Source organism: Sporosarcina sp. P34 (genome assembly GCF_002743375.1).
GTDB lineage: Bacteria > Bacillota > Bacilli > Bacillales_A > Planococcaceae > Sporosarcina.
Map to the genome: position 1 here is coordinate 52,117 of NZ_PDZC01000009.1, position 13,352 is coordinate 65,468.

The window sequence follows — 13,352 nt, forward strand, 5'->3', positions numbered from 1 at the left end:
AATTAAGCTCAATGTATTAAAACCTACTATAATATAATCCGAATCATGTCCCATATCTCTATGCCTCTTGATATAAAGGCACTTACATTTCTTTGCACTTTCCTGTTTTACTGCATATGCTCTAACTACACATCGTGTTACACTTAAAGTAACTATTTATAAAGGAGTCCTTCAACATGCCATACGACGTACTATTATTCGATCTAGACGATACTTTATTCGACTTTGCCGAAACAGAAAAGCATGCTCTCGGCAATACATTTAACACATTCGGACTACCAAACGGCTTGGAAGCGTACCGTGACACATACCGCGCGATCAGCTCCGTCATCTGGGACGATCTCGAACAAGGTCGCATCACATTGGAAGAATTAAAAGTTGAACGTTTCCGTCGGTTATTCACACAGCACGAACTACAACTAGATGCTTCTCACTTTGGAGAACTATACATCGAGAACCTAGGCTTCGAATCACATTTGATTGACGGTGTGGAAGAGATGATTTCAAAGCTATCTGATTACCGTTTGGCGATCTTAACGAACGGTTTCACCATCGCCCAACACGCACGCATAGCCGGCTCTCCTTTACGCGATACGTTCGAAGCGATCATTGCTTCTGAAGAAACTGGCTACAAAAAGCCGCAGCCTGAGATTTTTGACTATACTTTTCAGAAACTAGGTATTACCGATCCTTCACGTGTACTAATGATTGGTGATTCGTTGACTTCCGATATACAAGGCGGAATCAACGCAGGTATTGATACGTGCTGGTTCAATCCAGACCGACGTGAAAACAACACAGCAATTCAGCCGACATTTGAAATTCATTCATGGGCAGATTTCAGCTTAGGACGTAAGACAGTACTACACAACTGATCTGTAACTAATCACAGCTAAACCCTCCAACACCTTTCGTTGGAGGGTTTAATCATGTATTAAACGGAATATTGTTTTGATGCCTGGCAACCGTTGAAAAAAAGTGCTTAGCATGATGAAATGTATGCCTATCTCCACTACGTTTTTCTGATTAGTATTTATAGCACCAAACACCGATTTGAAAGCGCATACATATTCAACTAACATATCGCATTATATAGAAGTAATCCACCCCCTACTCAATCCGTTACTGTAAACAGTTTTCTTTTACCGCGTCTTCTTCCGGCAAAATAATCTTATACGGAATAGGCGAAGACAAGACAATGGATGTCGTTAACGAACCGTATGGTATGAGCCGATCGATCAACTCGCTCATTTTGGCCATGCTAGATGTAGCAGCTTTTAAGATATAATTTGTCGTTCCGGTCACACGGTGACATTCAAGAATCGACGTTTCTCCTTTTATTTGTTCCTCAAAATCAGCGGGCTTCTTTTTCAACTCACTCACTTGGATGAATAGTAATGTATCCAGTCCGAGTGCTTGCAATGAAAGGCGCGCAGTGAAATCTTCTATAATACCTTTCTCCTGCAGACGCGCGATACGCTCCGAAACACTTGGGCGGCTAAGAGATAATTGTTTGGATAGTTCGCTGATCGTGACGCGACTGTTTTCCTGCAATAGTTCCAATAATTTAATGTCTGTTATGTTCAAAAAACACACCTCTTTCCAAAATGAAGGATAAATGCATTAAAGTCGTTCAAAATTGTGTCTTTTTTGTGAAATCTACTTTTTTCTGATATGTAATTAAAGTATATCCTACTCTATTATTAAGTCAAAGGGAATCTAACAGAAAAAGGAGGTACGAAATGGACCACATGTATCCCAAAAACATATGGATAAATATTTTTTCACTCACAAATGTAAGCGATTTCAAAAGGCTGAAATCCTTCACAACAAAAATTATAAAACAAAAGGAACGTGACGCATGCATACACATAATCAGTGGTCTTCTAAATTAGGTTTTATTTTAGCTGCGGCAGGCTCAGCTATCGGTTTAGGCGCAATATGGAAATTCCCTTATGTAGCAGGTACTAGTGGCGGTGGAGCTTTTCTATTGATCTTTTTACTTTTCACTTTTCTGATCGGACTCCCCCTTCTACTGGGTGAATTCATTATTGGACGGAGCACGCAAAAAGATGCGATCGATTCCTATAAAACCGTCGCACCGGGTACATCTTGGCACTTGATTGGAAGACTAGGAATTGTGACGTGTTTCATCCTTCTATCTTTTTACAGCGTGGTAGGCGGTTGGGTGCTCATCTACATCTGGAAAGCTGCAACTGGCAGTCTGAGCGGTCTAACGCAGACGGACTATGGAGATTTATTCGGCAATATCGTATCCAGTCCGTACGCAAGTGTAGGCGCGCAGCTTCTGTTCATGGTGATGACAACATTTGTTATCGCGAAAGGTGTGACAAGTGGGATTGAAAAGGCCAGTAAATACATGATGCCTGCGCTGTTCGTGTTGTTTATCATCTTAACTATACGTTCATTCACTCTCGACGGGGCGATGGCAGGCGTCAGCTTTTTCCTAAAGCCGAACTTCGGTAATGTTACTTCCGAAACCATTTTGTTTGCGATGGGGCAGTCATTCTTCGCACTTAGTATCGGTGTTTCTGTCATGGTGACGTATAGTTCGTATTTATCCAAAAAGGAAAGTTTGCCGCAGTCTGCTATTTCGATCGTATTGATGAACTTGCTCGTGGCCATTCTAGCCGGTTTGGTTATTTTCCCAGCGGTCTTTGCATTCGGTCTTGAACCGGACGCAGGTCCCACATTACTCTTTAACGTCATGCCTACCATTTTCGGGCAACTTCCGTTTGGCACATTATTCTTCCTAGCATTCCTGATTCTGTTCTTGTTCGCTGCGCTGACTTCCGCATTTTCTATGCTAGAAATTATAGTGTCGGCCACTTCCAAAGGGGATGACACGAAGAGGAAAAAATATGCTTGGATAATCGGGGCGGCGATCTTTATTGTCGGCATTCCATCCGCATTATCGTACGGTGTACTATCAGACTTTACGATTTTCGGTATGATTCTGTTTGATGCGTTTGACTATTTAGTAAGTAATATTCTTATGCCGCTTGGTGCGTTGTTGATCGCTATATTCATTCCATTAAAGATTTCGAAAGATCGACTCTATGATGAATTGAAAGCCGGCTCCAATATCAGCAAAAAAATCTTTTCTGGCTGGTTTTTATTGATCCGTTATCTCGCGCCGGTAGCTATTTTAATTGTTTTTGCAGATGTGCTCGGGCTACTAAACTTCTTGAAATAACTAGATCGATTGCTGATACTTTTTGCAAGTTGACAGCAATAAAATAGAGGGGGAAATTATTTTGGTGACATTAGAACAAACTTTACAAGACGACAAAGCAAGTGTATTGGATAAAATGGTCGAGCACGAACAAATTTTATTTTGTCATGATAAAGCAACAGGGCTTCAAGCCATCATAGCCGTCCACGATACGACAATGGGGCCTGCACTTGGCGGATGCCGTATGGCGCCGTATAAAACGATGGATCTCGCATTACAGGATGTTCTTCGCCTATCAAAAGGAATGACATATAAGTGCGCGGCAGCTGATGTAGACTTCGGCGGCGGTAAATCGGTCATCATCGGTGATCCGTTAAAAGACAAAACGCCTGAGAAATTCCGCGCTTTTGGTCAATTCATCGAATCATTGAACGGACGCTTCTATACAGGAACAGACATGGGCACAACGCTTGAAGACTTCGTGCACGCAATGAAAGAAACCAACTACATCGTCGGCAAGCCCGTTGAATACGGTGGCGGCGGAGACTCGTCCATCCCTACTGCACTCGGCGTGTTCTATGGGATCAAAGCAACAAACCAGACGTTGTTTGGTGACGACAAAGTAGAAGGCAGAACATACAGTATTCAAGGTCTTGGAAAAGTAGGGTATAAAGTAGCTGAACATATTATTAATGAAGGCGGAAACGTGATCGTCACAGATATTCATGAACAGGCCATCGCGGATATTCAGAAGCTTGGTGGAAGCGCTGTCAAAACAGTATCAAGCGATGAGATTTATAGCCAACAAGCAGATATTTTCGTTCCTTGTGCATTCGGTGGCGTGATCAATGACGACACGCTGAGCGTATTGAAAGTCCGTGGAATCACGGGCTCCGCAAACAATCAGCTCGCGGAAAGTCGCCACGGAGAACTGCTCCGTGAAAAAGGTATTTTGTACGCACCGGACTATATCGTCAATGGCGGTGGTCTGATCCAAGTGGCGGATGAACTGTACGGAACGAACCCTGCACGTGTACTCGCCAAAACGCAAAATATCTATAACTCACTACTTCAAGTATTCAATCAGGCAGAACAAGATCATATTACGACTGCCACTGCCGCAGACCGTATGTGCGAAAAGCGTATTGAAGATGCGAAGAACCGCAACAGCTTCTTCACGCAGTCCAACAGACCGAAATGGAATTTTCATCGGTAATAAAAATAGCTAAATGAGGTGAACGATTCATGGAAGAACTATATCCAATTACTCAATATGTGAATGAAGAAGGGAAATTCTCGGATGATTCCATTAAAGGAGACATCTCAACCGAGTTAGTTCATACATTTTACTATAATATGCTACGAATCAGAACGTTTGACCGCAAAGCGAAAAGCCTGCAGCGTCAAGGCAGACTTGGAACGTATGCCCTTTTCGAAGGACAGGAGGCGGCACAAGTAGGAAGCGCTCTTTCCTTGGAAATAGACGACTGGGTGTTTCCTACCTATCGGGATCACGGTGCCCTGTTGACGTTCGGCGCAAATATGCCGAACGTGTTGCTGTACTGGAACGGACGCGCGGAAGGGAATGTGCATCCTGGCCGCAATATCTTCCCTCCAGCCGTTCCGATTGCCACACAGCTCCCCCATGCGGCAGGTGCTGCGTGGGCAGATAAACGTAAAGGCAATACACATGTTTCGATCGCTTATTTTGGCGACGGGGCGACATCTGAGGGAGACTTTCACGAAGGCATGAACTTTGCCAGTGTCTTCAAGTTACCTGTCGTGTTCTTTAACCAGAACAACGGCTATGCCATTTCGACGTCAATTGAGAAGCAAATGAACTCCAAAACCATCGCGCAGAAAAGTGTCGCGTACGGCATGCCTGGCATCCGCATTGATGGAAACGATATTTTCGCCGTATATTTTGAGACGAAAAAAGCATTCGACAGAGCGAGAAACGGTGGCGGACCGACGTTAATCGAAGCCGTTACCCAGCGTTTCGGTGCCCATACCACAGCGGACGATCCGACGAAATACCGCGATCAAAACGAAGTCGAATCTACACGCGATCAATTAGATCCCCTAATACGCTTAGAACGTTTCATGAAAGAACAAAAATACTGGGACGAAAACTGGGTGCAAGAAATCACTACACAGATCAACGAGGAAATTGAAAAAGCAGTCGTGGATATGGAAAACTTCCCGAAAGCGAATGTAGAAGATTTATTCGACCATGTATTTGAAGAACTGCCATGGCCACTACAGGAGCAGAAAGATCAGTATCTACAATCAGTAAGGAGTGAGCAAGTATGAATCCAGTTACTGAAAAATCAGCAGTAGAAACAACTAAAACGACACAGTCATTAACGCTTGTCCAGGCCGTGACAGATGCACTCGGTACGATGCTCGCTGAAGACGACCGCGTCATGCTGCTCGGAGAAGACATCGGGAAAAACGGTGGCGTATTCCGCGCAACCGAAGGCCTTCAAGAAAAATTCGGTGAAGATCGTGTCATTGACACACCGTTAAGTGAAGCCGGCATTGTCGGCGCCTCAGTTGGGCTAGCAGTCAACGGAATGATTCCGATCGTGGAAATACAATTTCTCGGTTTTATTTATCCAGCATACGAACAAATTGCCACGCATGTGACTCGAGTAAGAATGCGGACGATGAGCAAGTATACGGTGCCAATGGTCATTCGTGCGCCATACGGGGCGGGCGTGCGCGCACCGGAAATTCATTCAGACAGTCCGGAATCCCTTTTCACACATATGCCAGGCATTAAAGTCGTCTGTCCTTCATCCCCTGCCGACGCGAAAGGTTTGCTCATCGCAGCGATTAAAGATCCCGATCCCGTATTGTTCATGGAGCCGATGCGCTTATATCGCGCTTTCCGCGAAGATGTTCCGGAAGGGATGTATGAAATCGAAATCGGCAAAGGGAAGAAAGTGGCGGAAGGTGATGATGTAACCGTCATCGCTTGGGGCGCCATGGTGCCTGTCGCGAAGAAAGCGGCTGAAAAAGCGAAAGCTAGAGGGATTCAATGTGACGTAATTGATATGCGTACGTTGTTCCCTCTCGATAAAGACATCATCGCAGAATCTGTACAAAAAACCGGCCGCGTCGTCGTCGTGCATGAAGCACATGAAACGACAGGTGTCGGAAACGATATTTTGTCTATTATTAATAAATATTCATTCTTATATATGAAAGCACCAATTGAAAAAGTAACGGGATTTGACGTCCCAGTCCCCTTCTTCGCACTGGAAGATGATTATCTACCCACTACCAAACGTATAGATGAAGCAATCGAAAAAGTCTATACATTCTAAGGAGGTTTCCCCATTGTTAGAAGTAAAACTGCATGATATAGGAGAAGGAATGACGGAAGCCGAGATTCTTCACTATCTTGTGAAACCCGGTGACTCCGTTGTTGCGGATCAAGCCCTTGTAGAAGTACAAACAGATAAAATGGTAGCGGAATTACCGTCGCCCGCAACTGGAATTGTAAAAGAACTATTAATCGATACTGCCTCTACGGTTAATGTAGGCACTACGATCTTATTGATAGAAGTGGAAAATGGTTCCGGACGGGCCGAGAAAGCCACTGCTGCCAAGTCGGCCCCGACCGAAACAAAGAAACTCGCTGCCACAATCTTCAAAGGCCCTCACCGGATCATGGCAGCTCCGTACACACGGAAAATTGCTAGAGAAAACGGCGTGGACATTACACTAGTCAACGGAACGGGTCCTGCAGGTCGTATTTTAGAAGAAGACGTGTACCGTTTCATGAAAGAAGGAAGCGATCAAACTTCCGCGGTGCTGGAAACTGCAGTAACGGATACTTTGCAATCCACTCCTGCAACTAAAGCAACACCTGCAGAAGTGGAGACGATACCTTTCACAGGCATCCGTAAGCAGATCGCAAAGAAAATGACCCAATCACTGACGACGATTCCGCATGTTACACATTTCGAGGAAATCGATATGACGAATCTCCTTGCACTGCGCGAGGAACTAAAAGCAGACGGAGCCTCTATTTCCGCAGTGGCATTTTTCATCAAGGCATTGGTCGTAGCGTTAAAGGACTTCCCTGTTTTCAACGCCAAGCTGGATGAAGAAAATGGCGTCATCATTCTTGAAAAAGACTATCATATCGGACTTGCCGTTGATTCAACACTCGGACTGATTGTGCCCGTTTTGAAAAATGCTCATAAGAAAACATTGCTAGAAGTCAATACGGAAATGAAAGAGCTGAATGAAAAAGCACGGCTCGGTACATTGTCAGGTAAAGAAATGCGCGGTGGCACCATGACCATCACGAACGTCGGACCACTCGGAAGTACGGGCGCGACGCCGATTATTAACCATCCTGAAACGGCGATCATCGCATTCCATAAAACAAAGAAATGCGCAGTGGTCACGGATGATGACGAAATTGTCATCCGATCGATGATGAATATTTCCATGTCATTTGACCACCGAGTAGCAGACGGCGCAACGGCAGTAGCCTTTACAAACCGCTTTGCAGAATTGATTGAACATCCTAAAAAGCTTTGGTTGGAATTAATATAAATAGTAGGCGATATCATCCAAGTAATAATGAATTACTTTACCCGGGTTCACGTTAACCGGGTTTTTTCTTGTCTAATTTCAATTACTTCAAAAATAAAAATCTTTCCCGTTTTACCGGAAAAGATTTTTTGAGATCGTCTGCACTAGTCCACCTTACTTAGCCAAGATCATTACAGAAGAAACGACGTCTCCAACTTTCTTGTCATTTTGAAAGAGACTAGCTACTACATAAGCCATCTTGCGTCCGAGCCGTTCTACACGAGCCTCTACTTCCACCGTTCCTATCAACACGGGCCGGTGAAATGTCGTATGAATATCTACAGAAGCAAATGTCTGATCTTCGGCTATTTTGGAAGCAACCGCATAAGCCATCATAATATCTGCCGCGGATGTTAAAAAACCACCCATCGACACGCCGTTTCCATTCATGAACTTCTCATCTACTGTCCAAACACCACGAGCCAGTCCATCCTCTGCTGACCGTACGTCAAGCTGCAATGTCAAATCACAATTCGGAGGCGTCGCTTCCCCCTTCACTACCTTCATCAAATCCACTGTTTTCGGCTCTGCCATCCGCTCATCCACTCCATTACTTTGTTTTACTATCTGATACACAAGGGGGAAATGCAAGACGTGGATAATAGAATGCCGTTACTTATCCCCATACTCCCGATAATACCGCTCTACTCCCTCGATCAGACGCTCCGTACGCATCGCTGTATACTGTTCAAACGAAGGATCTTCCTTCTCTTTAACGAGCGACCATAACGACCAAAGAAAGTCAGTCTTTAACTTTTGCAGATCAAGCGACTCTTTCGAGGAAGCTGGCAAACCGTAATAATCGAGTAACACTTGCTCTTGCTGCTCACTTAACTCCCGTTCCAAAATAAACGCCGCCAAATCCCATTCAGGCAAATAATTCGCACTGTACTCCCAGTCAATCAACAGCACTTGCTTGGCATCATTCTGAATAAAATTACCCGTCACCGAATCCATATGACACGGCGCATATTCTTGCCGCTCCCCTTGCGTCAACTTCCGCAACCGCTCCTCCAACAATACATAAAGCGAAGGAATTTCCGTTAACGAACGCTTATACTTCTCCACCTCGTCCCAATAATTAAAACGATTCTTAAATTCCCTATTCGACGAATGAAGCGTAGCCAACACACCCGCCACTTTCTCCAAATACTCCGGCGTCACAATCAAATCCCGCGTTAAATCAGCCGTCGCATCATAATACGGAGTCATTTTAATACCCTCATCGGTAAACACCACGTTACCAACTGTCACCCCAACTTCAGCCGCAATCTGCTGATTTGCTTTTTCATTTTGGCGGTTAATAATATCTTCAAACTCATGCGCCGGGAAACGTAGGACGTATTTTTGTCCTTTGTGCGCAACGAGGAAGTTTAGATTGGTAAGACCGCCTAGTCTTTTGATGTATGTAAGATCTTCGATTAGAAACACTTTTTTGCACCTCGGTTTTCTGTACTATTGTACTTATTGTTCTATTAATATATTTCTGAATTGAAATTAATTATATCAGGACCCACTGTACAATCAAGTAACTATCAGAATAGGCCGATTATTAATTGTAATCAAGCAGACGTTTGATTTGATGCTTATTGTATAATGGCTTCCCTATTGTATTTTAGAGTGGTAAAACTTCAAATATGCAGAGCCGATATACATTGTCATTTCGGTTCACAGCGTCCTGTGTTGATTCTCTTTGCTAATTACCACTCACTTGTCATATAGAGTGTTTTTCTGAAAAGGATACAGATATTTAATATTTTTTTGGAGATTGATTGTATGTGACTGGATTTTGTATTGCTTTTCTGTTTTGTCATTCAAGTAATTGATAATGATATGTGCAACGTCGAGATTCTTCTCGACAATAGTTTTATTCTTTATTTTTAAAGATTCTTTAAGTTCTTTAGTTATTGGCTTGGCGGATTTAGGCAAGTGCACTTGCTCAAAATCGTCAGGTCCACCTGTCGACTTTGGGCAGACCACTTGTGACTGTTGGGCAGGGTGTTGTGTCAAATTGGGTGGGCTAATTATTATGTATTTGGGTAGAGATTTCTTATACATCAGGAAGGGTTATTTGATCATGGATTAAATATTTATTAATCACCTATATATCATTATTTAAAAAATCTCTACACCGAATCTATTAATATTTTCATTATTTTTAAATAAAAATTGTGGTTTATAAGGTAATGAGATATCAGCAGCACTTAATCTGTTTGCTTTTGGGTATAAATTCATGACCCACTGAATAAGTATTCTTTGGGAGGTGTTTTGTTTAAATGAATATTGAACCAAAAGAATTATTGTTAAAAATGAAAGAGCATGACTTTTTTATGACACTACAATCGGCAAAATAGGCAATGCGAATTATCAGAAAGATAAGGCATATGTGTATAAGATATCGGAATTACTTTATGAAAATTTTCACAAGGTTAGATTTGTAGACGATTTAAGTGAAAGTGTAATTGGTAAAGGAAAATGGCAATTTCCTAATACACAGATACACCCCATTTCGCTAGCCTTTTCACATTTCAATGGGATTATTCTCTTTATATTTTTATGACTTGTTTGCACGCTGTTTTAAGACAAGCGACTTCTTCTGTCGATGGCTATTTATATTTCTTATCAAACTCATCTATAAAGGGAACTAAGTTGTTTATTTCTTCTATAATATTTTTATTTGTAGGTAATTGTATATCAATATACTTAATTTCCATTTCTTTTAGATATCTCAACATTTCTTTATACTTATGTGCATCTTCATGATTCCAAGCGAAACCGCCTTTATTTAAAAACATAATTGATGGCATGTAGTTATTCGATATTAATATATTAGCTGTGTATGAAATATTATTTATAGTTCCCTCTGTTTCTTCTTTACATATAATTACACCGTCAATACTGTCATGATAAATATCCATTATTCCAAATAATACGCTTAAGTCTCGTGTTTCTAAAATAGTTGGTTGATATGCCTTCACTTTAGGAAATCTCTCCTGGGTTGGATAATATCTAACTAACTCCTCCTTCAACGTATTTGCTATTTCTTGGTCAAGACAGTCACTATATTCAATTATTATCGATTTGACTTTTTTGAGAACACTATTTAATAAAACATTGCTTGAGTTATATAAAACATCTATTTCACTCAACTCTTGTTCAGTTATATAGTTATTTATTCTATGCACTTCAAGAACATCAAGCATGTAATCAATTGCTATTTCTTTAAAGCCCTCAGGCAATCTTTTTAGATAATGGTTATTTAAAAGGCTTATCAAAATATGATGTGAACGGTTCGAAAAGAACGATAACTCTTCGTTTATTCCACCATTTACAGATAGTCTATATAAATCATCACAATCCTTTCTAATCTTAATTATTCCCCTTAAATTTCCTTTTGTTAGATAAAATATTTTTCTGAGCTCTTCAATCTGGCCTATTTTTAGAACTTTTGGTGCCACTAAAATAAATTCTTGCCAGTTTAATCTTGGTAAAAAAATATACTCTCTAACCACGTTATTTAGGATTAAATGATTGTTACTATATTTCATATCCAAAAATTTTTTAGTGTCAAACAATAAGAAAAATATAACAGGACATTCTGTTAGAAGAATTTTATTCTCATTCATAAATTTTTCTATTTCATCATTGCTCATCTTATCTAGTTCATCCAATATAATAACCACGGATAATTTTTCAGAGAAAATATTGAGGAGACTAATAACTTCTTTTAATAAGTCTTCTTTTCTTTGTCTCGAAGATTTGATCTTCAAGTTTTGGACTCTCTCATCAGTTAAATGTGTATCTTCAGAGCTCATATTAAACATAGAGAAAAACATTCCAACTAGGCTTACCTTACTCTTGAAACTCAAACCGAATTTTGTAACGTTACTACTCCTACTATTATTCTCTTCTATCTCTTCCAAAAATATATCAAATAACACGCTCTCTTTTAATTCAGCAATCCTGTCTTTATAACTTATTAATCCATCTGTTTTTTTGTGCTTTTCTTCGTCTAATCTAGATATCTCTTTTTTTTCTATATATATTTTTTCTAAAAATAATACTATCTCTCTCAATAAATCTGTTTCTTTATTAATAATATTTAAATGTAAAAAAGCAAATTTCCTTTCATCATCAAGATAATCTGTAACTTTGTCATCGTACTTCCTTCTCAATGAATTCATTAGCGTTGTTTTACCAACGCCCCTATCCCCAGCAATAGCATATATCCCAAGTGAATTCTTAATTAAAATCTTCTCTAACATATTTTTCTTAGATAATAAAGTTGCAGGGAATAGGGCATGATCTAACATTTTATTATCTAATGGCTTCATATCGTTATCTTTCAATTAAAACACTCCTACTTTTTGTTAAATCTCACCTTTTATTTTCATGTAATGCACAAATGCGTAATATATCGGGAACCACGTTGCAGCGCCCGCAATTTCTCACTGATTTTAGCGCACCTGTGCATCGCACAACTCTAATACTATTCAGAATCAGTACCAAGTTGTGTGATGCACAGGTGCACAGGTGCACAATACCACTTGGCTAATCTTATAATCAGCATTCAATGTACAAGCGCTTGTGTCAAGAACTACTTTTTCTCTTCTATTAGTTTTACGGACTTTCTTATCATATCCATTTGCAACAGTTGCGATAACATGCTATCTAAGTTGTTCAACAGTTTCTCAGCTATAATAACTAATTCGCTGAAAGAGTATTCTGGGAGTCCACTCAATCCATAACTATGAGTCTGTTGTATATTAAATTTTTGTCGCTCTTTTACGGACAGCATTCGTTTTTGAAGGGCAACAGTCAGTTCATCTATGCCAACAAAGTATCTATGGGTCGATGTATTTCGATAGTGCCTGAGGACATTTCTGTCACTTTGGCTAATGTCTTTGTAAATAGGCGAAAGGATAAGGTTTAATTCATTAATTTCTTTAAAAGATAGCCATCCAGCTCTTTTTTTCTGTTTTTTTAAGCATGACTTAAAAGGATCAAAGTAAACTTTTCCTTCTTCCTTTACTACTTCACAACAGGATAGTTCATTAATCATTACCGCCACATAATCTAATAGAGAAATAATTCTTGGGATGACCGTGCGGAAATAATAATTTTTCATTTCATACTTCCAATAGTTACTCCAAAGAATATCATTTTTTTCTCTAAGTTCTACCTCTATTTGATGAGCCGCCTGTGCGTAATAATAAGTCCTCACAAGCTCCCGAAAAGCTTCTGAAATGGAATAGAGATAGCTTTGACACAACAGGTCCTTAGGCTTCGCAAAACCTTCCATTCCTACTTTATACTGCAAAGTTTTAAACGGAGAAGTAAGCATCATTACAGAATGCTCTCTATGCCATTTTAGTAAATAGGGCCGCATCTCCTCCATGTGTTTATCCAAAAGCTTTTCATCCATACCAACAGCCCCTTTGTATAGTGTAGTTTTCTACACAAGTATCCTTTGTTGAATAGAAATCAAAGCTCAGAAATCTTAAAAATAGGCAACCCTTTTGAATAGTCAACATTGATTTTC

The 13,352-nt window shown here is 40.5% G+C and carries 12 protein-coding genes; 6 read left to right on the forward strand and 6 right to left on the reverse strand.

Features of this window, described 5'->3' with window-relative positions; all coding sequences use genetic code 11:
- Window positions 1–176: 176 nt before the first annotated feature.
- Window positions 177–875 carry a YjjG family noncanonical pyrimidine nucleotidase gene (locus CSV63_RS12805; RefSeq protein WP_099696158.1) on the forward strand — a complete coding sequence of 233 codons (699 nt, stop codon included), beginning with the start codon at window positions 177–179 and terminating at the stop codon, window positions 873–875.
- A gap of 247 nt (window positions 876–1,122) precedes the next feature.
- On the opposite strand, the gene CSV63_RS12810 is transcribed toward CSV63_RS12805, so the two are convergent.
- The gene (locus CSV63_RS12810) at window positions 1,123–1,587 is read right to left on the reverse strand and encodes an Lrp/AsnC family transcriptional regulator (RefSeq protein ID WP_099696159.1); all 465 of its coding nucleotides are present in this window, start codon (window positions 1,585–1,587) and stop codon (window positions 1,123–1,125) included.
- Between the two features lie 274 nt (window positions 1,588–1,861).
- On the opposite strand from CSV63_RS12810, the gene CSV63_RS12815 reads away from it, so the two are divergent.
- The 5 genes from CSV63_RS12815 (at window position 1,862) to CSV63_RS12835 (ending at window position 7,771) form a co-directional block, all read left to right on the forward strand.
- Window positions 1,862–3,217 (forward strand): sodium-dependent transporter, encoded by a 1,356-nt coding sequence (locus CSV63_RS12815; RefSeq protein WP_099696160.1) that lies wholly within the window; start codon window positions 1,862–1,864, stop codon window positions 3,215–3,217.
- Window positions 3,218–3,332: 115 nt separating this feature from the next.
- Window positions 3,333–4,412 (forward strand): Glu/Leu/Phe/Val dehydrogenase dimerization domain-containing protein, encoded by a 1,080-nt coding sequence (locus CSV63_RS12820; protein WP_099696218.1) that lies wholly within the window; start codon window positions 3,333–3,335, stop codon window positions 4,410–4,412.
- A gap of 29 nt (window positions 4,413–4,441) precedes the next feature.
- A complete protein-coding gene (gene pdhA / locus CSV63_RS12825; RefSeq protein ID WP_099696161.1) occupies window positions 4,442–5,509 on the forward strand; it encodes a pyruvate dehydrogenase (acetyl-transferring) E1 component subunit alpha in 1,068 nt (355 codons plus the stop codon).
- Window positions 5,506–6,528 carry an alpha-ketoacid dehydrogenase subunit beta gene (locus CSV63_RS12830; protein ID WP_099696162.1) on the forward strand — a complete coding sequence of 341 codons (1,023 nt, stop codon included), beginning with the start codon at window positions 5,506–5,508 and terminating at the stop codon, window positions 6,526–6,528. The genes pdhA and CSV63_RS12830 overlap by 4 nt, the downstream gene beginning before the upstream one ends.
- Window positions 6,529–6,541: 13 nt before the next feature.
- The gene (locus CSV63_RS12835) at window positions 6,542–7,771 is read left to right on the forward strand and encodes a dihydrolipoamide acetyltransferase family protein (protein ID WP_199203666.1); all 1,230 of its coding nucleotides are present in this window, start codon (window positions 6,542–6,544) and stop codon (window positions 7,769–7,771) included.
- Window positions 7,772–7,924: 153 nt separating this feature from the next.
- Here CSV63_RS12835 and CSV63_RS12840 read toward each other — a convergent pair whose 3' ends face one another.
- From CSV63_RS12840 to CSV63_RS12860, 5 genes are all read right to left on the reverse strand, one after another.
- Complete coding sequence (locus CSV63_RS12840; protein ID WP_099696164.1) at window positions 7,925–8,344, reverse strand: PaaI family thioesterase; 420 nt, start codon at window positions 8,342–8,344, stop codon at window positions 7,925–7,927.
- 78 nt (window positions 8,345–8,422) lie between these two features.
- Complete coding sequence (locus tag CSV63_RS12845; protein ID WP_099696165.1) at window positions 8,423–9,241, reverse strand: choline kinase family protein; 819 nt, start codon at window positions 9,239–9,241, stop codon at window positions 8,423–8,425.
- Between the two features lie 276 nt (window positions 9,242–9,517).
- A complete protein-coding gene (locus CSV63_RS12850; RefSeq protein WP_143565403.1) occupies window positions 9,518–9,820 on the reverse strand; it encodes a hypothetical protein in 303 nt (100 codons plus the stop codon).
- Between the two features lie 596 nt (window positions 9,821–10,416).
- Window positions 10,417–12,159 carry a P-loop NTPase fold protein gene (locus CSV63_RS12855; RefSeq protein ID WP_099696167.1) on the reverse strand — a complete coding sequence of 581 codons (1,743 nt, stop codon included), beginning with the start codon at window positions 12,157–12,159 and terminating at the stop codon, window positions 10,417–10,419.
- A gap of 248 nt (window positions 12,160–12,407) precedes the next feature.
- Complete coding sequence (locus tag CSV63_RS12860; protein ID WP_099696168.1) at window positions 12,408–13,235, reverse strand: hypothetical protein; 828 nt, start codon at window positions 13,233–13,235, stop codon at window positions 12,408–12,410.
- Window positions 13,236–13,352: the final 117 nt, after the last annotated feature.